Origin of the sequence: Caulobacter rhizosphaerae (assembly GCF_010977555.1) — a bacterium.
GTDB lineage: Bacteria > Pseudomonadota > Alphaproteobacteria > Caulobacterales > Caulobacteraceae > Caulobacter > Caulobacter rhizosphaerae.
In genome coordinates this window covers 3,579,404-3,600,912 of the sequence record NZ_CP048815.1, presented here as the reverse complement: position 1 = coordinate 3,600,912, position 21,509 = coordinate 3,579,404, and the positions used below count along the sequence as shown (strand labels likewise).

Below are 21,509 nucleotides of genomic sequence, written 5' to 3'. Positions count from 1 at the left end.
GGAGCCGTCCATGACCGATCTTTCAGCCTTCCCGATCACCCAGCGCTGGCCCGCCCAGCACCCCGACCGGCTGCAGTTGTACAGCTTGCCGACCCCCAACGGGGTCAAGGTGTCGATCATGCTCGAGGAGATCGGCCTGGCTTACGAGCCGCACATGATCGACATCGGCCAGAACGAGACCTGGACGCCGGAGTTCCTGTCGCTGAACCCCAACGGCAAGATCCCCGCGATCATCGATCCCGACGGTCCGGACGGGAAGCCGTTCGGCCTGTTCGAGTCCGGCGCGATCCTGGTCTACCTGGCCGAGAAGACCGGCAAGTTCCTGCCCAAGGATCCGGCCCGACGCTACGAGACCCTGGCCTGGGTGTTCTTCCAGATGGCCGCGGTCGGGCCGATGTTCGGCCAGGTGGGGTTCTTCCACAAGTTCGCCGGCCGCGAGTACGAGGACAAGCGCCCGCGCGATCGCTATGTCGCTGAATCCAAGCGCTTGCTGGGCGTGCTGGAGAGCCGACTGGCGGACCGCGACTGGATCATGGGCGAAGACTATACGATCGCCGACATCGCCACCCTGGGCTGGGTGCGGAACCTGGTCGGCTTTTACGGCGCCGGCGATCTGGTCGACTACGCCAGCCTCAAGCACGTGCCGGCCTGGCTGGGGCGTGGCCTGGCCCGCCCGGCGGTGCAGCGTGGCCTGGAGATTCCCAAACGCCCTTGAAGCCGCGCTCCGCCGCCCACGCCGGGTCCCGACCCGCTTTGTCGGTCCGCTCGGGCGGCGCAGGTCTACCCGCGCGCGATTGTCGCGGCCCGCCTTAACCCGTTTTGCGGACCTTGCGGCCTATGCTGGCGGCTTGGAGGTCCAGATGAACGACAGCGAAGTGAGGCGAATTCGGGCGTTGCGGGCCTACGGCGTCCTCGACACCTCGCCGGACGCCGCGTTCGATCGGGTGACCCAATTGGCCGCCGATCTGTTCGATGCGCCTGTCGCCCTGGTGTCGTTGATCGACGAGACCCGGCAATGGTTCAAGTCGCGCCAGGGCCTGGACCTCTGCTCGACGGCGCGGGAAGACGCGTTCTGCAGCCATGCAATCGAGCTGGGTCCCGACGCGGTGATGGTCGTCGAGGACGCGACCCTCGATCCCAGGTTCTTCGCCAATCCGCTGGTGATCGGCGAGCAGGGAATCCGCTTCTACGCCGGCGCGGTCCTGACTTCGCCGGAGGGGCACAATCTCGGCACGCTCTGCGTCATCGACACCCAGCCTCGCGCCCGTCCGACGGATCGCGAGCTGAACCGCCTCCGCGCCCTGGCGCGCATCGTCCTGGACGAACTGGAGCGGACGCGGCTCGACCGCGTGCGCTGGGAACAGGCCCGCCTGTTGAAGTTGGCCGAGACCATGTCAGGCGTGGCGCACTGGCGCTACGACGTCGTAACGGGCCATGTCTACTGGTCGGACCTGCTCTACGAGATCTGGGGCGCCGATCGTCGAACCCATGTTCCGACCTATCGAGCGGGGCTCGAGTCCTTCCACCCTGACGACCGCGACGGAATTTCCAGCCTGATGGATCAGGCGATCGCGATGAAGACAACGATCAGCTTCCAGGCGCGGATGGTCCGGTCTGATGGCGAGCTCCGGGTGGTCCAATCAAAGGCCGGTTGCGAACTGGACGAGCGTGGCGAGGTGGTCGCCCTGATCGGCCTGTTCCAGGACGTCACCGATCAGGTCCGCAGTTTCGAGAACCTGAGCGCCAGCGAGGCCCGCTATCGCCTGCTGGCCGAAAACACGTCCGACGTCATCGTCCGCTGCGGGCTCGACGGGACGCTGCTCTACGTGTCACCCGCCTGCCGGGCGATGGGCTACGAGCCCGAGGACTTGGTCGGCACCCGAGCCGATCGCCTGGTTCATCCGGACGATCGCGAGCGTTTCGTCGCCAATAGCGCCCAACTCTATGCCGGCCAAACGCCCGATCCGGCCGCCAATCGGCAGCATCGTTATCGCACCGGCGACGGACGCTGGGTCTGGTTCGAGGGCAATCCCCAGCTCGTCCGCGACGCCGAGGGGAGGGCGACCGAGATCGTCAACGTCTTTCGGGACGTCACCGAGCGGCGGGAGTTGCAGGAGCGCGCCGAGCGCATGGCCCGCATGACCGCCCTGGCCGAGGAGGTCGCGGGCATCGGCTACTGGCGGGTCGACGTGCGGACGGGGGAAACGACCTGGTCGCCGCACGTCGCTGTTCTGTACGGCCTGGACCCCGGCCTCGACCTTCGACTGGAGCAGTTCGTCGACGCCGTTCACCCCGATGATCAATCGGCTCTGCGCGCGCGGCTGGAAGCGGCGCGGCACGACGGGCTCGATTGGAAGCTGGCCGTCACCCGGATCATCTTGCCGGACGGGCAGCTGCGCTATCTCGAAGGTCACGGCAATTGCGAACGCGACGAGGCCGGCCAGGTGGTCGCGCTGTTCGGCACGGTAATGGACGTCACGGCCCAGGTCCTGGCCGAGGCTTCGCGCGCGGAGGACGAAGCACGCTATCGGACCATGTCCGAGCGCGTGCTCCTGGCCACTCAGGCCGGCCAGATCGCCGTCTGGGAATGGAACGTCCAGACCGGCGCCCTGGCTTGGGACGACCGAATGTACGCTCTCTATGGCCTAGTCCCCGGCGAAGCCCTGACCGCCGATCGGTTCTATGCCTGCGTTCACCCCGACGACCGCGCGGAGGAGCAGGCCCAGGCCCGGACCACCTTGTCCGGCGACAAGCGTTACGACACCGAGTTCAGGATCGTGCGCCCCGATGGGACCGTGCGGCACGTTCGCGCCCAGGCGACGGTGGTGCGCGACGTCGCGGGCGCGCCGATGCGGATGGTGGGCGTCAACTGGGACGTCACCGAGGTGCGCAATCTCGAACAGTCGCTGCGGGCCAGCGAGGACCGGGCGCGCAAACTGATCGCCAATGCGCACCAAGCCATCGTCACCGCCGATGAGGCCGGCCGGATCACCGGCTGGAATCGCCACGCCGAGCTGACCTTCGGCTGGACGGCTGACGAGACGATCGGCGCTCCTCTGGCGATGATCCTGCCCTCGGGTAAGGCCGGCGTGTCGGCGTTCCTGGGCGGGGGCTTCGGTGACGAGATCGACCAGCGCATCGAGACCACCGCCCGACGCAAGGACGGAGTCGAGATCCCGATCGAACTGGCGGTCAGCGCGGTGCGCGATGCGGCCGGCTGGGAATTGACCGCGCTGATGCAGGACATCAGCAAGCGCAAGGAACAGCAGGAGCTGTTCGAGACCGCTTTTGCCCACGCGCCGATCGGCAAGTGCCTGGTCGGACTCGACGGGGCGTTCCTGAAGGTCAATCCCACGCTCTGCAGGATGGTCGGCTACAGCCACGAGGAACTTCTGGGCCTGAACTTCCAGGCCATCACCCATCCCGACGACCTGGACGCCGACCTTGGCCTGCTGGCCGATCTCTACAATGGCCGGATCTCGACCTACCGGATGGACAAGCGATATATCCGCAAGGATGGCTCGATCGTCTGGAGCCAGCTGGCGGTCTCTCGGGTCGACAATCCCGACGGCTCGCCGCGCTATTTCATCTCGCAGATCGAGGACCTGACCGCCCGGCGGGCGGCCGAAACCGCACTGAAGGACAGCGAGGCCCGCTATCGGCTGATGGCCGAAAACACCACCGACATGATCCTGACCGCCGACCTGGGCGGAAAGGTCACGTTCTGCGCCGCGTCGTCCCGCGCCTTGCTGGGCTACACGCCGGACGAGATCATGGGCCGCAGCGCGCTGGAGCTGGCCTATCCCGAGGATCGCCTGAGGGTCAGGCGGGTCTATCGCAACCTGACCAAGGGCAAGCGGCCCGAACGGGTGCGCTGGCGTGTGCCGCATAGGTCGGGCAAGCGCGACGTCTGGCTGGAATCCAACCCGTCCCTGCTGCGCGACCCGGCGACCGAGGCCGCGGTCGGGTTCCTCGACGTGATCCGCGACGTGACCGCCCAGGTCAGTCAGGAGGAGGCCCTGGCGGCCGCTCGCGCCGAAGCCGAGGCGGCGGCGGCGGTGAAGGGCGAGTTCATGGCCAATATGAGCCACGAGATCCGCACCCCCCTGACGGCCGTGATCGGCTTCTCGGGACTGCTGGCCCAGCGTCCCGAGCTGGACGAGATTTCGCAGCGCTACGTCCAGCGGGTGTCGAGCGCGGGTCAGGCGCTGCTGGCGATCGTCAATGACGTGCTGGACTTCTCCAAGCTCGAGGCCGGCCAGGTCGAGATCGCGCCGCGCGCCGTCTCGCCCCTGGCCGTGGCCCAGGACGCCCTGGCTCTGTTCGCGCCCCAGGCCGACGCCAAGAGATTGTGGCTGGAGTGCCAGGCCGACGGCGAGCTGCCCGAACGGGTCATGATCGATCCGGATCGCGTCCGGCAAGTGCTGCTCAATCTGGTGGGCAATGCGATCAAGTTCACCGAGCGGGGCGCGGTGCGGCTGTTCGTCGGCTACGATCCTGAGGCGGCGAGGCTGCGCATGCGGGTCGAGGATACGGGCGCGGGCATGAGCGCCGAGCAGCAGACCAAGCTGTTCCAGCGCTTCTCGCAGGTCGACGCCTCGTCGACGCGCAAGCATGGTGGAACCGGCCTGGGCCTGGCGATCTGCAAGGGCCTGACCGAAGCCATGGACGGCGGCATCGCGGTGAGCAGCGTTCCTGGCCAGGGCACGGTGTTCAGCTTTCATATCGCGGCCAAGGTCGCTGTCGGTTCGAACGACGAGCTGGTCGCCGTGGCCCCCGAAACCGCCGGCCGCAACCTGGATGGGGTTCGAGTGCTGGTGGTCGACGACAATCCCGTCAACCGCGAGCTGGCGCGCACCGTGCTGGAACAGATGGGCGCCGAAGTCGCCGAGGCCGGCGGTGGCCGTGCGGCGATCGAGAGCGCCGCCGTCACGCCGTTCGACTGCATCCTGATGGACCTGCGCATGCCCGGCGTTTCTGGCGTCGACGCCCTGGGCGAGATCCGGAATCGGTCGGGTCCCAACCAGGACGTGCCGGTTCTGGCCTTCACCGCGGATTCGGACCTGGGGCTGCTTGGCGTCGACCATGGGTTCGACGGCCTGGTCTCCAAGCCGATCAGGGCGGCGGATCTTGTCGACGCCGTGGATCGCTGCACGCGCTGGGACGGCGCCGTCGACGACGGCGATCCTCTCGACCGCGCGGAAGCGTAAGGTGGGGCGGACGCGCGTCCTGGTCGTCGAGGACGACCAGATCATCCTCGACCTGATCACCACCCGTCTCGATATCGCCGGCTACGACACCTATTTCGCCCGCGACGGCTTCGAAGGCCTCAAGCGCCTGCACGAACTGCGGCCATCGGCCCTGGTGTTGGACCTCAACATGCCGCGCCTCGACGGCTTCGGCCTGCTGCGCAAGATGCGTCAGGAGGGACTGAACGTTCCGACCATGGTGCTGACGGCCCGCAACCAGCCCGACGATGTCAGGCAGGCCATCACTTTGGGCGCGCGCGACTTCCTGGCCAAGCCGTTTCGGGACGACCAACTGCTGCAGAGAGTCGGCCGACTCTTGCGCCGCGCGCCGAGCCGGCCCGCCAAGGCTCCGGCGCCGGCCGAAGCCCCGCCGCCTGTCCCGCCCCCCATCGACGATGGGCCTCAGCCGTTCCTGCTCTGAAGGTAACGGCGGCGATAGTCTCCGCGCCATGTTCACTTTTTATTCTCGACGCCGCTTGAACCTGGCGGGGGGAACACTCAAGTTGCTTATTCGTTGAGCTCATCGGGCGGCGGCAAGCTCCCGACGCAGGGCGGCAGGAGAGCGCATGAGTCCCGACGACACCCCCTCGCGCGAGGCCTCAGAGGCCCGCGCCATCGCCCTCGCCGATCGCTATCTGGCGGTCCGGCGACGGACCGAGTCTCTGGCCAGGCCGCTCTCGCCCGAGGACCAGGGCGCGCAGTCGATGCCGGACGCCAGTCCCGTCAAATGGCACAGGGCCCATACCGCCTGGTTTTTCGAGACCTTTCTGCTGACGCCCTTCCTGCCAGGCTATCGGGTGTTCGACCCGGCGTTCGCCTATCTGTTCAACTCCTATTACGAGGCGGTCGGACCTCGCCAGCCGCGGCCCTTGCGCGGCCTGATCACCCGCCCGTCGGCCGAAGAGGTCGGCGCCTATCGGACCCACGTCGACGCGGCCATGGTCCGCTTGCTGACCACCTCGCCGACCGCCGAGGTCATCGAGCGCCTGGACCTCGGCCTGGCCCACGAGGAGCAGCATCAGGAGCTGATCCTGATGGACCTGCTTCACCTGTTCGCTCAGTCGCCGCTGGAGCCGGCCTATCGCGAGACCTCTCCGCCGGATCGTTCGGCCGCGACTGGCCTCCGTTACCTCGCTTTCGAGGGGGGCCTGATCGAGATCGGCGACGACGGTCCCGGATTCGCCTTCGACAACGAGCGCCCGCGTCACAAGGTCTATCTAGAGCCCTATCGTCTGGCCGATCGCCTGGTCACCAACGGCGAATGGCTGGCCTTCATCGAGGACGGCGGCTACCGCCGGCCGGACCTCTGGCTTTCCGACGGCTGGGCCGCCATCAACGAGCAGGGTTGGGACGCGCCGCTCTACTGGCGGCGGGAAGAGAACGGCGCCTGGACCGTTATGACCCTGTCGGGCCGGCGTCCCGTCGATCCCCACGCGCCGGTGGGCCATGTCAGCTATTACGAGGCCGCGGCCTTCGCCGCCTGGTCGGGCCGCCGGCTGCCGACCGAGGCGGAGTGGGAGGCCGCGGTCAGGGCTCCGGAAGGGCAGGGGCTGCGCCAGACGTCCGACGAGGCCTGGCAATGGACCGCCAGCCCCTATGGCGCCTATCCGGGCTTCAAGCCGGGGGCGGGCGCGCTGGGCGAGTACAACGGCAAGTTCATGGTCAACCAAATGGTCCTGCGGGGCGGGGCGGCCGAGACGCCGCCCGGCCACACGCGACCGTCCTATCGCAACTTCTTCCACCCAGCCCAGCGCTGGGCTTTCACGGGGGTCCGCTTGGCCGACGACATGAGCGCGCTGGATCGCGAGACGGCGACGCCCGCCGCGACCTTCCTCGAGGACGCCCTGGCGGGCCTGACCGCGGATCGCAAGACCCTGCCGGCCAAGTACTTCTACGACGCGGAAGGCTCTCGCCTGTTCGAGGCGATCTGCGATCTGCCCGAATATTATCCCACCCGCACCGAGACGGCGTTGTTGCGACGGATCGCGCCGGAGATCGCCGCCCGGGTGATGGAGGGCGCGGCCCTCGTCGAGTTCGGCAGCGGAGCCAGCACCAAGACCCGGATCCTGCTCGACGCCATGCCGCAGCTGGCGGTCTATGTCCCGATCGACATCAGCCGATCGGCGCTGGATGAGGCCAGCGAGGCGCTACGGCGAGACTATCCCGGCCTGGTCGTCGCCCCCCTGGTCGACGACTTCACGCGCGCGGTCCGGTTGCCGGCGGCGGCGCGAGGACGACCCGTGACCGGCTTTTTCCCCGGCTCGACGATCGGCAATTTCGCGCCAGCCGAGGCCGAGGACTTCCTGCGTGGTGCGCATGGCCTGCTGGGCGATGGCGCGATGTTCGTGGTCGGGGTCGACATCGCCAAGAGTCCGGACGTGCTGGTGCCGGCCTATGACGACGCTCAGGGTGTGACGGCGGCGTTCAACAGGAACGTTCTGGTGCGCATCAACAGCGAACTGGGCGGCGACTTCGACCTGGACGCTTTCGATCACCGCGCGGTCTGGAACGCCGAGGAAAGCCGCATGGAAATGCACTTGGTCAGCCGCGTCGACCAGACGGCGCATCTGGCCGGGCGGGAAATCCGCTTCAACGCCGGCGAGACGATCCACACCGAGAATTCGTACAAGTACGCGCCGGAGATGTTCGTGGAACTGGCCCGCCGTGCAGGCTGGAAGGTCGCGGCGCGCTGGGTCAGCGACAGCCCGAGCTTCGGCGTCTTCGCCCTGGCCGGCTGAGGCGGGCGATCCTCGTCATGGCCGAAACGCGCGCCGCCCCGGGGGACGGCGCGCGTCAGGTCACGCGTCGCGGCCCGGGATCCGCCCGCCGCCGCGCGACGAGGAGCCGCCCTTGCGGCCCGCATTGGCCGCGAGGTCGCGGTCCTTGGCGAAGCTGCGCTTTTCACTGGGAACACTGGCCCCCCCTTTACGCGCAATCTCGCGGCGGCGTTCGGGGTCCATGGCGGCGAAGCCTCGGCGGCCGCGCGGCCGTTCGGTGTCGAGGTCCATAGGTTGCTCCTAATCGGGACTGGTCACGGGGGGGAACGGCGTGGCGGAGCGGTCATAAGGCCTGTCGTCGCCCGGTTGCACCGGCGGCTGGCGCATCGGCTCCTCGTCGGGCACGGAGCCCGGGTCGTAGTCGGGTTGCGTCGGCTCGATCGGCGGCGGGGCGTCGGGGTCGGTCATGGCGTCTTTCACGAGTTCCGGTGAAGTAACCAGTGAAGTCGCGTTCGGTTCACCCGACAGGCGAGACAAAATTGCAGAGTTTGGTGTTAACCCTGCTGGAGCAAGGTGAACGACATGACCAAAGCTCGCATGAAAAAACCTGAAAGCGCAGCAATATCACGACATTGGCGGCTGGTGGCCGCCGGCGTGGCCGGGCTTCTGGGATGGCTGGCGGCCCGTCATTTAAATGCGCCGGTCAGCAGCCATATCCTGATCGGCTGGGACGCCTGCGCCCTTGTTTACGTTGTCACGACCTGGCGCCTCTTCCTGACGGCGGACGAGGCCGAAGTGCGTCGCCGGGCGGCGGCGGAGGATGAAAAGCCGTCGGGAATCCTGCTGCTGGTGCTGGCGGCCATCCTGTCCAGCCTCGTGGCGGTGGTGGTCGCGATGCTGAACGCGCGAACGGCCGGGCCGGAGATCAAGGCCGTCACCGCCGCCTGTGCGGGCGTCACCCTGGTGCTGTCCTGGGTGGTTCTGCATTCTGTGTTCACGTTGCACTACGCCCATCGCCACTTCGGCGACGGAACGGACAAGCCCGGCTTTCTGTTCCCGGGCGAGCCCGCCAGCACCTATCTGGACTTCGTCTATCTGGCCTTCAGCATCGGGGCGACGTTCCAGGTGTCGGACAACAATGTCCTGACGACCAAGCTGCGCAACCTCGTCACCGCCCAGGCGGTCTGCGCCTATTTCTACAACACCGCGGTCCTGGCGTTGGGGATCAATATCATCGCCAGCCTGGTGGGCAGCTAGCGGCGGTCCGCGCGCGGGCCTTCCAGGCGGGCCTGCAGCGGGGTCTGGGGCAGCTCGGCCAGGCGCAGCTTGCCGTCGCCGTCCTTGTCGAGCAGGCCGAAGCGGGCCTTGGCGGCCTTGGTCGCTTCGGCCCGGGTGATGCGACGGTCGAAGTCGCCGTCGGACGCCATGACCGGCTCCGGCTCGGCCAGCAGGCTGTAGGGCGTCGCGCCCTGCAGCATGCCGCCCATCAGGCCGCCGCCGCCGCGTGGGCCGCCACCACCGCCGCCGGGAGGACCGCCACCGCGATGTCGCCCGCCGCGGTGGCCGCCACCCTCGCCACGCGGGCCGCCCCGGCCCTGTGCGCTCGGACCCTCTCCGCCGCCCTGGAAACCTTGCAGGATCTCGGGCGCGACCTGGGTCTCGTAGGTCGAGACCTCGAAGCCGTCGATGACGCCGTTATGGTCGCCGTCGATCCTGTCGAAGAACCGCAGGGAGTCGGCGACGAACTCGTCACGGGTCAGGGCGCCGTCGTGATCGGCGTCGGCGCCGGCGAACCAGACGGCGACGGGGTAGGGCGCGCCGGGCTCGGCGCGGAACGGCTCGCCCGCCGGGCTGATGAACAGGCTGCGGCGCGGCTGGTGTGGCGGTCCGCCCGGCTCGCCTTCGCCGGACACGCGCGGACGCGGCGCCTTGCCCCAGTCGCCGCGCGGGCCGTCCTGCGGCGGGCCGGAAGCACAGGCGCCCAGGCACAGGGCGGCGAACATCAGGATGCAGGTGGCGCGGAGGCGGCTGAAGGTTTGCATGCCTTGATCAAACCCGCGGACATGTCGTGCGTATGGCGCAGCTTTTGCGGACCCGCAACAAACCGGCGACTTGCTTGTCCATAGCGTATCCGAGATCTAGCTGGCGCTAGAACGGCAGCTCGACCCGGGCGCGCAACCCACCTTCCGGGCGATTGTGCAGGGTGGCGTCGCCGCCGTGGGCGCGGGCCACCGAGCGGACGACGGCCAGGCCCAGCCCGATCCCGCCCGTCTCGCGGTTGCGCGACGGTTCGCTGCGGAAGAACGGCTCGAAAACGCGGTCCAGCTCGGCTGGGACGATGCCGGGGCCGTTGTCGTCGATCTCGATCACCGCGAGGCGACCCTCGGCGCGGACCCGCGCCTGCACGGCGCCGCCATACTTCAGGCCGTTCTCGACCAGGTTGGTCAGCAGGCGGCGAAGTGCGACCGGGTCCCCGTCGATGACGATCTTCTCGCCCAATTCCACCGAAGCCTGGCCACCGGTCTCGGCCGCCTCGTCGATGATGCTTTCCAGCAGCGAGGCCAGTTCCAGTCGGGTCCGTTCGGCCGGGCGAGTGGTGTCGCGCACGAAGGCCATGGTGGCGGCGATCATCGCCTCCATCTGGTCGATGTCGGAGGCCAGCTTGGCGCGGACATCGTCCGGCACGGCCTCGATCCGGAAGCGCAGGCGGGTCAGCGGCGTGCGCAGGTCGTGCGCCACCGCGCCGATCATCGCGGTGCGGTCCTCGACGTAGCGGCGCAGGCGCTCCTGCATCATGTTGAAGGCGTTGGCGGCGGCGATCACCTCGGCTGAACCCTTCAGCTCCAGCGGCGCGGCGCGGGGGTCGCGACCCAGCCGCTCGGCGGCGCCGGCGAAGGCGCTGATCGGACCTGACAGGCGGCGGGCGAACAGCCAGGCCAGGGGCGAAACGCACAGCATCGACAGGACCAGGATCAGCAGGATCCGCTGCTGCCAGCTGTCGAAGCGAATGGCGGGCTTGGGTTCGACGACCGTCCAGCGTCCATTGTCCTGGTGAATGGCCAGCTTGAAGTCGCCGACGATGAATGGCTCGTCGCGCGGACCGTCGGGCCGCTGCGCGCGGGGCGGGCCGCCGAAGCCGTCGGGGGGACCACCGGGGCCGCCGGGGCGGCCTGGATCGTTGTCGCCGCGCGGACCGCCGGGTCCGCCCAGTCCGTCCCGTGGCCGGCGCTCCCGCGGCAGATCCTGGACGAAGGTGCGCTTCTGGGCGCGGACGAAGAAACGCGGGCCGGTGTCGATGTCCATCTCGATCCGAGCCGGATCGACCCCCAGCTCGCGGGCCAGAGCGGTCTTGAACTCGGCGCGGCGGCGGTTGTCGACCAGGCCCCGGATGGGGCCGGCGTGGCGACGGATCAGCAGGGCGCGACCATCGCGCGGCTGGACCGTGGCGCCGCCCTTGACGACGCGGACGATCTCGCTCAGCCGGTAGACCTCGGGCGGGGGCGGCGGCAGGTTGAAGACCACGGCGATGGCGATCAGCTGCGCCGCCACCAGGGTTGCGATGACCAGGCCCAGGGCCTGGACGAACAGCGGCGCGCTGCCTGGACCCTTCACCCGCACGGGTTCGGTCATGGCGTGCGGGTCACCTTCGAGGTGAACATGTAGCCTTCGCTGCGGATGGTGCGGATCAGCTCGCCGCCGCCGCCGTCGTCGAGCTTGCGGCGCAGGCGGCTGATCTGGACGTCGATGGCGCGGTCGTAGGCGTCGCTTTCGCGGCCCCGAGCCAGGTCCAGCAGCTGGTCGCGGGTGAGCACCCGCTGCGGCCGCTCGACGAAGGCGCGCAGCAGCGAGAATTCGCCGCTGGACAGGTTGACGACCACCGACTGTGGGGAGCGCAGTTCGCGGCGCACCAGGTCCAGGCGCCAGCCGGCGAACTCGCAGGCCGCGCCCATGCCGTCGTCGACCGTGCGGGGCTCCTGTCGGCGGCGCAGCACGGCCCGGATGCGGGCCAGCAGTTCGCGCGGATTGCACGGCTTGGGCAGGTAGTCGTCGGCCCCCAGCTCAAGGCCGACGATGCGGTCGGTTTCCTCGCCCATGGCCGAAAGCATGATGATGGCCGGGCCGTCGGCGGCCGACAGGCGGCGGCAGATGGCCAGGCCGTCCTCGCCCGGCAGCATGACGTCCAGAACCACCAGGTCGACCGGGCCGCGGGCCAGGGCCTGCTCCATGGTCCGCGAGTCCGACGCGGTGTCGATGGTGTAGCCGTGTCGGCCCAGGAAGTCGGCCACGACGTCGCGGATGCCCGGATCGTCGTCGACGATCAGGACGCGGGCGCCGCGCGCTGGATCGGTGTTTTGGCCATGCGCGTTCTGGCCGGTCGGGGAGGCGGCGACCGAGGTCGTCGCGGGATCTTGCGAACTTTCCATGACTTGCTCTTTCCACGCCCCTGTCTCCAGCAGATTTCACGCCTGCAACAGGGACGCAACCCGGCCATGCGACCAATCTTCCCGAATTGTCGCCTGGAGACAGCCCATGCCCCGCCTATCGCCGACGGCCCTGGCCGCCCTTTCCTTCATCGCCGCCGCGAGTCTGGCCCACGCCCAGGGACCGCGTGGCGGTCAGGACGCCAATGGCGACGGCGTGGTCAGCGCCCAGGAGTTCGAGGACGCCGCCAAGGCGCGGTTCCAGCGCCTGGACGCCAACCATGACGGCGTGATCGACGCACAGGAGCTGGCCGCGATCCAGCAGCGGATGGAGGCGCGTCGCGCCGAGCATCCGGAGGCGGGCAAGGGCGGCGGCGGGAGCGCCGCCTTGAGCGCCATGGACGCCGACCACGACGGCAAGATCACCGAGGCCGAGGCCCTGGCCGCCGCCAAGGCCCGCTTCGCCGCGCTCGACACGGACAAGAACGGCGAGCTCAGCCAAGCCGAGCTGCTCGCCCGGCGCGGACCGCCGAACTAGCGATCGCGCTAGCCCGGCGAGCGGTTGACCGGCGTCTCGTAGGCCTTGCCCTGGAGGGCCATCGCCTCGATCGCCCGGTCTCCGACAAACGGGTTGGACCGCCGCTCGGCCCCGAAGGTCGACATCGGGCCATGGCCCGGCACGAACTGGACGTCGTCGCCCAGCGGCCAAAGCTTGCCGGTGATGGCGTCCAACAGGTCCTGATGGCTGCCGCGCGGGAAGTCGGTGCGGCCGATCGAGCCCTTGAACAGCACGTCCCCCACCTGGGCGAAGCGCGCCTGGCGGTGGAAGAAGATCACGTGACCGGGCGTATGCCCGGGGCAGTGCAACACCTCGAACTGGGTCTCGCCCAGGGTGACCACGTCGCCGTCGTCAAGCCAGCGGTCGGTGACGAAGATCCGCGCCTCGGGGATCCCATACATCTCGCCGCTCTCCTGGATGCGGTCGATCCAGAACTGGTCGTCCTTGTGCGGACCCTCGATCGGAACGCCGGTCAGGCGCTTGAGCTCGGCCGCGCCGCCGGCGTGGTCCATGTGGCCGTGGGTGATCCAGATCTTCTCCAAGGTCAGGCCCTGGTCCTCGATGGCCTTCATCAGGCGCGGGATCTCGCCGCCGGGATCGATCACCGCGGCCTTCAGGGTCTTGGCGCACCAGACGATCGTGCAGTTCTGCTGCAGCGGCGTGACCGGCGCGATGACGGCGCGGATCGGCATGTCGGCCATTGCGGGACGGCTCCAAACGAAAACGGGCGGAGACCCGAGGGTCTCCGCCCGTCCGAACTAAGCGTTATGGACGCCTGTTCAAGTCCTAATCTCAGTCCACGCCGGGCACGCCGGTCGGCGGCGCGTCGGGGTCCAACTCGTGGACCTCGTCGGTGATGCCGCGACCGACGTGGCTCTTGCGATAGCCGTAGGCGAAATAGACCACCAGGCCCAGGGCGCCCCAGATCGGCAGCACCAGCATCGATTCCAGCGGCAGGTTGAAGTAGAGGCCCGCGCAACCGACCATGGCCACAGGGGCCACGATCCAGACGGCCGGCGTCTTGAACGGACGCGGACGGTTCGGATCCTTCACCCGCAGCACCATCACCGCGATCGCCACCATGAAGAAGGCGAACAGGGTGCCGGAGTTGGAGATGTCGGCCAGTTGGCCCACCGGGAAGAAGGCCGCGGCGATCGCGACGCAGACCCCCGTGAAGATCGTCACGATGTACGGCGTCTTCCACTTCGGGTGGATGTTGGCCAGGCTTTGCGGCAGCAGGCCGTCGCGGGCCATGACGAAGAAGATGCGGGTCTGGCCGTAGATCATCATCAGGATGACCGAAGGCAGGGCCAGGTTGGCCGCCAGGCCCAGCAGGTTGCCGACGACGGGCCAGTTGATCTCGCGCAGCACGTGGGCGAGGGCCTCGTTGGAGCAGACCAGGCGGTCGGCGTTGGCGGCGGTGGCGCAGGCGGCCTGGAAGGCGGCCGAGCCGGGCTGGACGACGGAGCCGTCGAGGGCCAGCACGGGTTGGGCGCCGATCGCGCCGACCGCGCCGGCGGCGACCAGCAGGTAGAAGATGGTGCAGATCCCCAGGCTGCCGATCAGGCCGATCGGCACATTGCGCTGCGGGTTCTTGGTTTCCTCCGCCGCGGTGGAGACCGCGTCGAAGCCGACATAGGCGAAGAAGATCGAGGCGGCCGCCCCGACCACGCCCATGCCCGTCGTCCCGTGCGGGCCGAACCAGCCGTTGGGGGTGAAGGGCGAGAAGTTGCCGGTCTTGATCACCGGCAGGGTCAGGATGACGAAGGCGGTCAGGGCCGTCACCTTGATCACCACCAGGATGGCGTTGACGCGGGCGCTCTCGGTCGTGCCGCGAACCAGCAGGGCGGTCACGGTCAGGGCCACCAGGATGGCCGGGATGTTGACGACGCCGGCGCTGAAGTCGGCCACCGGGATGAAGCCGTTCATCGACCAGGCGGGGCCGGATCGCAACGCGTCGGGCCAGTGGAAGTGGAGGGCGTTCTCGATCAATCCGAGGAAATAGCCGGACCATCCGACCGAGACGGCGCTGGCGGCGACCGCATATTCCAGGATCAGCGCCCAGCCGACCATCCAGGCCAGCAGTTCGCCCATCACGGCGTAGGTATAGGTGTAGGCCGAGCCCGAGACGGGCAGCATCGACGCCAGTTCCGAGTAGCAGAGCGCGGCGATGGCGCAGACGGCGCCGGCGATCACGAAGCTCCACATCATGCCCGGGCCGGCCTTCTGGGCGGCGGCGGCGGTCAGCACGAAGATCCCCGTGCCGATGATCGCGCCCACGCCCAGCAGGGTCAGCTGAATGGGGCCGAGCGAGCGATGCAGCGACTTCTTCTTGGCCGTTGCTAGAATCGCATCCAGTGACTTAACGCGCCACATATTTCCTCCAGAGACCCGCGGCCACCCCCGGGGGCCGCGTAGATAAATTTTGCGGACCGTGGCCCGGTTAGCGGGACGCGGTCAAGGTAAAGCGGAGGGCGTGCGTAATTGTTCGCCCCGCTGTGCGCAATATGAGCCATGCTCTGCCGAGGCGATGTTGCGTTGCAGCACGCTTCTTGGCCTGGGTTGCCTTCGGGTTGGGCGATCGGAGAAAGACCAGGGCGCGGCGGCCGGTGCTTGGTGATTTCAGCCCGCGCCCTTAAACCACGCCGCGTGACCCTTCCCATCCACGAAGCCTTGCCGGCCTTGAAATCCGCGCTTGCCGGGCGCGAAGCCGCCGTGCTGGTCGCGCCGCCCGGCGCGGGCAAGACCACGGTCGTGCCGCTGGCCCTGTTGGACGAGCCTTGGGTCGCCGGCGGCAAGATCGTCATGCTGGAGCCGCGCCGCCTGGCCGCCCGCGCCGCCGCCTCCCGTATGGCCCAGAGCCTGGGCGAAGGCGTTGGCGAGACCGTGGGGTTCCGCGTCCGGCTGCAGTCCAAGGTCTCGGCCCGGACCCGGGTCGAGGTGGTGACCGAGGGCGTCTTCACCCGAATGATTCTCGACGATCCGGGCCTTGAGGGCGTGGCGGCGGTGATCTTCGACGAGTTCCACGAGCGCAGCCTCGACGCCGACCTCGGCCTAGCCCTGGCCCGCGACGCCCAGGGCCTGGTGCGCGAGGACCTGAAGATCCTGTTGATGTCGGCCACCTTGGACGGGGCGCGGATCTCGGCCCTGCTGGGCGACGCGCCAGTGGTCGAGAGCCAGGGACGGATGTTTCCGGTCGACACCCGCTATCTGGGCCGCGACGAGCGCCCCCAAGCAACAGGAATGCGCCTGGAGGAGCGGGTGGTTCGCGCCGTCGAACGCGCCTTGGCGGAGGAGGGCGGCGGCCTGCTGGTCTTCCTGCCCGGCCAGGGCGAGATCCGCCGGACCGAGACCCTGCTGCGCGAGCGGTTGCGGCGGCCCGAGGTTGACGTCACGCCGCTGTACGGCGCGCTGGAGCCGGCCGAGCAGGATCGGGCCGTCGCCCCCGCCGCGCCGGGCCGGCGCAAGGTGGTCCTGGCCACCTCGATCGCCGAGACCAGCCTGACCATCGAGGGCGTGCGGGTGGTGATCGATTGCGGCCTGGCCCGCGTGCCGCGCTTCGACCCGTCCAGCGGCCTGACCCGGCTGGAGACCGTGCGCGTCAGCCGCGCCGCCGCCGACCAGCGCCGGGGCCGCGCCGGCCGCACCGAGCCGGGCGTCTGCTATCGTCTGTGGGACGAGCCGGAGACCCGGGCCCTGCCGGCCTTCGCCCGCCCGGAAATCCTCGAGGCCGACCTGTCGAACCTGGCCCTGAACCTGGCCCGTTGGGGGGCGCGGGACGTGGGCGACCTGGCCTTCCTCGACAAGCCGCCGGCCGCCGCGTTCAACGAGGCGCGGATCTTGCTCAACCGCCTGCAAGCCCTGGACGGGCAGGGCGGCCTGACCGCCCACGGCCGGGCCCTGGCCGACATGCCGCTGGCCCCGCGCCTGGCCCACATGGTCGTGCGCGCCGCCGCCTCCGGCCAAGCCGAGCGGGGGGCCAAGGTCGCCGCCGTACTCAGCGAGCAGGGCCTGGGCGGCCGAGACGTCGACCTGCGCCACCGGCTGGAAAGCTTCGATCGCGACCGTTCGCCCAGGGCCCGCGACGCCCGGATCTTGTCGGAACGCTGGGCCCGCTCGGCCGGCCGAGCCTCGGGCGCCGCGACGCTGGACGACGCCCTGATGCTGGCCGAGGCCTATCCGGAACGGGTGGCCCGAGCCCGCGGCAAGCCAGGGGAATACCAGCTGGCCGGCGGGCGCGGGGTCTATCTGGAGGCCACCGACGCCCTGGCCCGCGAGACCTGGCTGGCCGTCGGCGAACTGGGCGGCGGCGAGGCCCGCGACCGCATCCTGCTGGCCGCGCCGCTGGACGAGGCCAGCCTGCGCGAGGCCTTCGCCGACCGGCTGGTGGCCGAGGACAGGCTGGAGCCGGACGCCAAGGGCAAGGTCCGTGCCCGCCGCCTGCTGCGCCTGGGAAAGCTGGTGGTCGAGGAGCGGCTGCTGGACAAGGTCGATCCGGGCTTGGTCGCCAAGGCGCTGCTGGACCAGGTCGCGCGCGAGGGACTGTCCGCCGTGCCGCTGGGCGAGGGCGCTCAGGCCCTGCGTCGCCGCGTGGCCTTCCTGCGCGAACGCGACGCCGAGACTTGGCCGGATCTGTCGGACACGGCCTTGCTTGGGCGGCTGGACGAATGGCTGGAGCCGCTGCTGGCCGGTCGCTCGGCCCTGAGCCAGCTGGGCGACGGGGCCTTGGCCGACGCCATCCGGACCCTAGTCCCCTGGGACCTGCACCGCCGGCTCGACGCCGACGCTCCAGCCCGGTTCACGGCGCCGACCGGCTCCAGCTTCGCCATCGACTACGCCGCCGACGGCGGTCCGCGCGTCGACGTGCGGGTGCAGGAGCTGTTCGGCCTGACGGCCCATCCGACCGTCGGCGGCGCGCCCCTGGTGCTGGCCCTGCTGTCGCCGGGCCACAAGCCGATCCAGATCACCAAGGACCTGCCGGGGTTCTGGAAGGGCTCTTGGCGCGAGGTGAAGACGGAGATGAAGGGCCGCTATCCGCGCCACGTCTGGCCGGACGACCCGGCGACGACGGCGCCGACGACGCGGGCCAAGCCTCGGGGCACTTAAGGTCGGCGATAAAGCTTGTCCATGGCCGGGGAAGTTGCATCACTGCGCCTGCGGCAGAGTCGCCGCTTTTCGGGGGACTACCATTGCGTCGATTGATCACTAGCGCCGCCCTGGCGGGCGCGCTCCTTGCGCCGGGCATGGCTTGCGCCGGCGTCTATGCCGACGACATGTCCAAATGCCTGGTGCGCTCGACCACCGATGCCGACCAGGCCCAGCTGGTGGGTTGGCTCTTCGCGGCGATCAGCTCGCACCCGTCGGTGAAGCCGATGACCAACCTGACCGACGCCCAGCGCGACGCCGCCGTCCAGAAGGCGGGCGCCCTGATGCAGCGCCTGATGCTGGTCGACTGCCGCAAGGAGACCGTTGATGCGCTGAAGTACGAGGGTACGGGCTCCATCGGCCAGGCGTTCGGCGTGCTCGGCCAAGCGGCCATGCGTGGTCTGATGAGCGATCCCAAGGTGACCGAAGGCATGGCTGGACTGGGCAAATCCATGGACGAAAAAAAGTTCGAGGAAATGCTCAAGGAGGCGGGGATCAGCTCGTCCTCCGCCAAATAGCGACGACCGTCGCCGACCCCGCTCCAGCGAAGGGCGGGGTCGGCGAGGCGGTCAGAGCGGCGCGCAGACCGCTTCCAGCCAGGCGCGAATCTCGCCGTCCACCAGCGGACCGATCTCGCGCACGACCCGCGCGTGATAGGCGTCGAACTGGGCGATCTCCTCGGGACTCAGCAAGCTCTTGTCCACCAGGCGCCGGTCGATCGGGGCCAGAGTCAGGGCGTGGAACCGGTGCATCGGGCGGTCGCCTGTCCCGACGGCTTCCGCCGGCATCACCACTTCGAGGTTCTCGATGCGGATGCCGTATTCGCCGTCCTTGTAATAGCCCGGCTCGTTGGAAACGATCATGCCTGGCTGCAGGGCGATGGTGTTGGGCGCCTTGCTGATCCGCTGCGGGCCTTCATGCACGCCCAGATAGACGCCGACCCCGTGGCCGGTGCCGTGGTCGTAGTCCAGGCCGTGGCTCCACAGGGCGGCGCGGGCGAAGGCGTCGATGGCCGAGCCCGTGGTGCCGGCCGGGAAGCGCAGGCGGGCGATGGCCAGGTGGCCCTTCAGGACCAGAGTGTTGCGGGTGACCATCTCGGCGGTCGGTTCGCCGATGGCGACCGTGCGGGTGACGTCGGTGGTGCCGTCCAGGTACTGGCCGCCGCTGTCGACCAGCAGCAACGAGCCCATGGCCGCCCGTTCGTTGCTGCGCTCGGTCGGGCGGTAGTGGGGCAGGGCGCCGTGGCCGTTAGCTGCGCCGATGGTGTCGAAGCTGAGGTCCTTCAGCACGCCGGTCGCCTCGCGGAACGCCTCCAGCTTGGCCACGGCCTCCTTCTCGTCCGGCGGACTGACCTGGCCCTCGGTGGCCAGCCAGTGCAGGAACCGGGTCAGGGCCGCGCCGTCCCGCTTGTGGGCCTCGATCGTGCCGGCGATCTCGACCGCGTTCTTGCAGGCTCGGGGCAGGGTGCAGGGGTCCATGGCGCGGACCACCGCGGCGCCGGCGGCGGCCAGGGTGTCGAAATACCAGGCCGACGATTGAGCCGGGTCGACGAGCACCTTCTGGCCCGCGAGGTCGGCCAGAGCGGCGTCGAGCGCTTCGGGCGCTTCCAGCGACACCTGGTTGCCCAGCCAGGCGGGCAGGTCATCAGTGACCTTGGCGGGGTCGAGGAACAGCCGCGCCGTGCCGTCGGCGCGCAGCACCGCCTGGGACAGCGGCAGGGGCGAGCGGATGACGTCGCCGCCGCGGATGTTGAACAGCCAGGCGATCGAGGCGGGGGCGGTGATCACGGCGGCGTCCGCGCCCAGGGCCGCGACGGCCGAGCCGACGCGGGCGCGCTTGGAGGCGGACTCCTCGCCGGCGTACTGCACCGGATGCGGCACGACCGGCGCGGCGGGCTGGGAGGGACGCTCGGCGCCCCAGGCCTCGTCGATCGGGTTGACGGCCACGGGCCTTAGCGCCGCGCCGGCCCGGGCGGCCGCCGCCTTCAGGCCGTCCAGCGCCTGGGGGCTGTGCAGGCGGGCGTCATAGCCGATCACCGCGCCCTTCGGCGCGGTCTCCAGATAGGCGGGCACGCCGCCCTCGACCAAGTCGCGGATCTCGAACACGCCTTGGTCGACCTGGTCGCGCACCTGCAGGGTGTAGCGGCCATCGACGAACACGGCGGCCCGGTCCTTGAGGATTACCCCGGCCCCGGCCGAACCGGTGAAGCCGCTGGCCCAGGCCAGGCGGTCGTTGGCGGCGGGCAGGTACTCGTTTTGGTGCTCGTCCTCGTGCGGCACGAGGAAGCCGTCCAGGCCCTGGCGGGCCATGGCGGCGCGGATCAGGGGAACGTGGCGGGGACCGAAGCCCGGATCGGTGGATTCATCGAAGGTCTGGCGCATGCCTCCGATTTAGTCCCGCCCCTCCGCGCTGGGAAGGGGCGGGTTGCGATCGGCAGTCTAGTTCACCGGCTGCGATTGCTGGGCCGGCGGGGCTTGGACGTTCGGGTCGGCCGACGGGGCCAGGGTGTCGTCGCGCGACGAGGCGGCGCGGGCGGCGGCGTCGTGGGCGGCCTGGGCGGCGTTGGCGGCCGTGTTCTCGGTCGAGCGGCGAGCGCTGTCGGCGGCGGCGCTCGCGTCGCGGGCCGCTTGCTGGGCGACGATCGTGGCCTGTGCGGCCCCGGTCTGGGCGTTTTCGGCCACGGCGGCGGCGCGGCCCTGGTCCTGGGCCTGGGCGATCTGGTCGTCGCTGGGCGTACGCGCCCCGACCGTCAGCATGAAGGCGATGGCGACCACCGCGACGATGGCCACGGCCCCGGCCACGAACCAGCCGGTGGCGCCGCCCTCGCGGCGGACATGCACGACGCGTTCGGGCGGCGGGGCTTGGGGATCGACATAGGTCATGACGTTGCTCCTGGAGCGAGAGTGTCCCGCCTGGAGAAACGTGGGTGGAGGCGGAGGTGTTCCGCATTCGAAAACCCTCTCCCTTGGGAGAGGGAGGGACCCATGGCGCAGCCATGGGAGGGAGAGGGTTTAGGGCCTCGCCGTTCTGAGCGCCGCCAGGATCGCATCGGCGACGCCGCCGGGATCGCTCAGGACGTGCTCGTTCGGAAACCGCATGACGAGAAACCCGCAGCCTTCCAGCACTTCGGTTCGCTCGAGGTCGTAGAGTTCGCGCCCCTCGTGCGCCTTGCCATCGAGTTCGATGACAAGACGCCTTTCGCTACACAGGAAATCGACGAAGTATCGATCGATCGGAACCTGGCGCTTGAACTTGAAGCCTTGGAGGCGGCCAGCGCGGACGATGGCCCAGAGCTTGGCTTCCGCCATGGTCTGGTTGCTGCGTAGCCGACGCGCGTTGGCGGTCCGATCCATGGCGGCAGCTTGGCCGTCTGGCGTCGAGGCGCAAGGGAAGTAACCGCCATTTCTGGCGGCGTAAT

Annotated in this window: 18 protein-coding genes; 8 read left to right on the top strand and 10 right to left on the bottom strand. The window is 69.5% G+C overall.

The features are described from left to right. Positions 1 to 10: 10 nt before the first annotated feature. The 4 genes from G3M57_RS16485 (at position 11) to egtB (ending at position 7,987) form a co-directional block, all read left to right on the top strand. On the top strand, positions 11 to 715 hold the full coding sequence (locus G3M57_RS16485; RefSeq protein ID WP_163231773.1) for a glutathione S-transferase N-terminal domain-containing protein: 705 nt from the start codon (positions 11 to 13) through the stop codon (positions 713 to 715). A 145-nt stretch (positions 716 to 860) separates the two neighbouring features. Continuing rightward, entirely contained in the window at positions 861 to 5,210 is a 4,350-nt protein-coding gene (locus G3M57_RS16480) for a PAS domain S-box protein (RefSeq protein ID WP_163231771.1), read from the top strand. Between the two features lies 1 nt (position 5,211). Then, complete coding sequence (locus G3M57_RS16475) at positions 5,212 to 5,670, top strand: response regulator transcription factor (RefSeq protein ID WP_056753776.1); 459 nt, start codon at positions 5,212 to 5,214, stop codon at positions 5,668 to 5,670. Between the two features lie 145 nt (positions 5,671 to 5,815). Next, on the top strand, positions 5,816 to 7,987 hold the full coding sequence (egtB, locus tag G3M57_RS16470; RefSeq protein WP_163231769.1) for an ergothioneine biosynthesis protein EgtB: 2,172 nt from the start codon (positions 5,816 to 5,818) through the stop codon (positions 7,985 to 7,987). A 60-nt stretch (positions 7,988 to 8,047) separates the two neighbouring features. Here the strand turns inward: egtB and G3M57_RS16465 are convergent, their stop codons facing one another. Both G3M57_RS16465 and G3M57_RS16460 read right to left on the bottom strand, forming a co-directional pair. Then, positions 8,048 to 8,257 (bottom strand): KGG domain-containing protein, encoded by a 210-nt coding sequence (locus G3M57_RS16465; protein WP_056753767.1) that lies wholly within the window; start codon positions 8,255 to 8,257, stop codon positions 8,048 to 8,050. A gap of 9 nt (positions 8,258 to 8,266) precedes the next feature. Further along, a complete protein-coding gene (locus tag G3M57_RS16460) occupies positions 8,267 to 8,434 on the bottom strand; it encodes a hypothetical protein (RefSeq protein ID WP_163231767.1) in 168 nt (55 codons plus the stop codon). A 114-nt stretch (positions 8,435 to 8,548) separates the two neighbouring features. On the opposite strand from G3M57_RS16460, the gene G3M57_RS16455 reads away from it, so the two are divergent. Continuing rightward, positions 8,549 to 9,223, top strand: coding sequence for a DUF1345 domain-containing protein (locus tag G3M57_RS16455; protein ID WP_056753922.1), 675 nt, complete (start codon positions 8,549 to 8,551; stop codon positions 9,221 to 9,223). On the opposite strand, the gene G3M57_RS16450 is transcribed toward G3M57_RS16455, so the two are convergent. The 3 genes from G3M57_RS16450 to G3M57_RS16440 all read right to left on the bottom strand — a co-directional run bounded on the left by G3M57_RS16450 (position 9,220) and on the right by G3M57_RS16440 (position 12,390). After that, complete coding sequence (locus G3M57_RS16450; RefSeq protein ID WP_163231764.1) at positions 9,220 to 10,008, bottom strand: EF-hand domain-containing protein; 789 nt, start codon at positions 10,006 to 10,008, stop codon at positions 9,220 to 9,222. The two genes, G3M57_RS16455 and G3M57_RS16450, sit on opposite strands and share 4 nt — an antisense overlap. 106 nt (positions 10,009 to 10,114) lie before the next feature. Continuing rightward, positions 10,115 to 11,596: an ATP-binding protein gene (locus G3M57_RS16445; protein WP_163231762.1), complete on the bottom strand. Its 1,482-nt coding sequence runs from the start codon at positions 11,594 to 11,596 to the stop codon at positions 10,115 to 10,117. Further along, on the bottom strand, positions 11,593 to 12,390 hold the full coding sequence (locus G3M57_RS16440) for a response regulator (RefSeq protein WP_230983649.1): 798 nt from the start codon (positions 12,388 to 12,390) through the stop codon (positions 11,593 to 11,595). The genes G3M57_RS16445 and G3M57_RS16440 overlap by 4 nt, the downstream gene beginning before the upstream one ends. A gap of 106 nt (positions 12,391 to 12,496) precedes the next feature. On the opposite strand from G3M57_RS16440, the gene G3M57_RS16435 reads away from it, so the two are divergent. After that, positions 12,497 to 12,925, top strand: coding sequence for a dockerin type I domain-containing protein (locus G3M57_RS16435; RefSeq protein ID WP_163231760.1), 429 nt, complete (start codon positions 12,497 to 12,499; stop codon positions 12,923 to 12,925). A gap of 8 nt (positions 12,926 to 12,933) precedes the next feature. Here the strand turns inward: G3M57_RS16435 and G3M57_RS16430 are convergent, their stop codons facing one another. Continuing rightward, positions 12,934 to 13,647 (bottom strand): MBL fold metallo-hydrolase, encoded by a 714-nt coding sequence (locus G3M57_RS16430; protein WP_163231758.1) that lies wholly within the window; start codon positions 13,645 to 13,647, stop codon positions 12,934 to 12,936. Between the two features lie 91 nt (positions 13,648 to 13,738). Beyond that, entirely contained in the window at positions 13,739 to 15,322 is a 1,584-nt protein-coding gene (locus G3M57_RS16425) for an amino acid permease (RefSeq protein ID WP_056753753.1), read from the bottom strand. Positions 15,323 to 15,595: 273 nt separating this feature from the next. Between G3M57_RS16425 and hrpB the strand changes: the two genes are divergently transcribed. Both hrpB and G3M57_RS16415 read left to right on the top strand, forming a co-directional pair. Beyond that, positions 15,596 to 18,052 carry an ATP-dependent helicase HrpB gene (gene hrpB / locus G3M57_RS16420; RefSeq protein WP_163231755.1) on the top strand — a complete coding sequence of 819 codons (2,457 nt, stop codon included), beginning with the start codon at positions 15,596 to 15,598 and terminating at the stop codon, positions 18,050 to 18,052. A gap of 83 nt (positions 18,053 to 18,135) precedes the next feature. Continuing rightward, positions 18,136 to 18,609: a hypothetical protein gene (locus G3M57_RS16415; protein WP_230983648.1), complete on the top strand. Its 474-nt coding sequence runs from the start codon at positions 18,136 to 18,138 to the stop codon at positions 18,607 to 18,609. Between the two features lie 51 nt (positions 18,610 to 18,660). Here the strand turns inward: G3M57_RS16415 and G3M57_RS16410 are convergent, their stop codons facing one another. The 3 genes from G3M57_RS16410 to G3M57_RS16400 all read right to left on the bottom strand — a co-directional run bounded on the left by G3M57_RS16410 (position 18,661) and on the right by G3M57_RS16400 (position 21,444). Next, on the bottom strand, positions 18,661 to 20,472 hold the full coding sequence (locus tag G3M57_RS16410) for an aminopeptidase P family protein (RefSeq protein ID WP_163231753.1): 1,812 nt from the start codon (positions 20,470 to 20,472) through the stop codon (positions 18,661 to 18,663). Positions 20,473 to 20,529: 57 nt separating this feature from the next. After that, the gene (locus G3M57_RS16405) at positions 20,530 to 20,973 is read right to left on the bottom strand and encodes a hypothetical protein (RefSeq protein ID WP_056753739.1); all 444 of its coding nucleotides are present in this window, start codon (positions 20,971 to 20,973) and stop codon (positions 20,530 to 20,532) included. Positions 20,974 to 21,102: 129 nt separating this feature from the next. Continuing rightward, a complete protein-coding gene (locus tag G3M57_RS16400) occupies positions 21,103 to 21,444 on the bottom strand; it encodes an endonuclease domain-containing protein (protein ID WP_163231751.1) in 342 nt (113 codons plus the stop codon). Positions 21,445 to 21,509 lie beyond the last annotated feature (65 nt).

Excerpts from the sequence above, each read along its gene's own strand:
- G3M57_RS16445 (WP_163231762.1), bottom strand. The coding sequence starts at position 11,596 with ATGACCGAACCCGTGCGGGTGAAGGGTCCAGGCAGCGCGCCGCTGTTC.
- G3M57_RS16425 (WP_056753753.1), bottom strand. The coding sequence starts at position 15,322 with ATGTGGCGCGTTAAGTCACTGGATGCGATTCTAGCAACGGCCAAGAAG.
- G3M57_RS16455 (WP_056753922.1), top strand. The coding sequence starts at position 8,549 with ATGACCAAAGCTCGCATGAAAAAACCTGAAAGCGCAGCAATATCACGA.
- G3M57_RS16440 (WP_230983649.1), bottom strand. The coding sequence starts at position 12,390 with ATGGAAAGTTCGCAAGATCCCGCGACGACCTCGGTCGCCGCCTCCCCG.
- G3M57_RS16430 (WP_163231758.1), bottom strand. The coding sequence starts at position 13,647 with ATGGCCGACATGCCGATCCGCGCCGTCATCGCGCCGGTCACGCCGCTG.
- G3M57_RS16435 (WP_163231760.1), top strand. The coding sequence starts at position 12,497 with ATGCCCCGCCTATCGCCGACGGCCCTGGCCGCCCTTTCCTTCATCGCC.
- G3M57_RS16450 (WP_163231764.1), bottom strand. The coding sequence starts at position 10,008 with ATGCAAACCTTCAGCCGCCTCCGCGCCACCTGCATCCTGATGTTCGCC.
- G3M57_RS16480 (WP_163231771.1), top strand. The coding sequence starts at position 861 with ATGAACGACAGCGAAGTGAGGCGAATTCGGGCGTTGCGGGCCTACGGC.
- G3M57_RS16485 (WP_163231773.1), top strand. The coding sequence starts at position 11 with ATGACCGATCTTTCAGCCTTCCCGATCACCCAGCGCTGGCCCGCCCAG.
- G3M57_RS16400 (WP_163231751.1), bottom strand. The coding sequence starts at position 21,444 with ATGGATCGGACCGCCAACGCGCGTCGGCTACGCAGCAACCAGACCATG.
- egtB (WP_163231769.1), top strand. The coding sequence starts at position 5,816 with ATGAGTCCCGACGACACCCCCTCGCGCGAGGCCTCAGAGGCCCGCGCC.
- G3M57_RS16410 (WP_163231753.1), bottom strand. The coding sequence starts at position 20,472 with ATGCGCCAGACCTTCGATGAATCCACCGATCCGGGCTTCGGTCCCCGC.
- G3M57_RS16460 (WP_163231767.1), bottom strand. The coding sequence starts at position 8,434 with ATGACCGACCCCGACGCCCCGCCGCCGATCGAGCCGACGCAACCCGAC.
- G3M57_RS16465 (WP_056753767.1), bottom strand. The coding sequence starts at position 8,257 with ATGGACCTCGACACCGAACGGCCGCGCGGCCGCCGAGGCTTCGCCGCC.
- G3M57_RS16405 (WP_056753739.1), bottom strand. The coding sequence starts at position 20,973 with ATGACCTATGTCGATCCCCAAGCCCCGCCGCCCGAACGCGTCGTGCAT.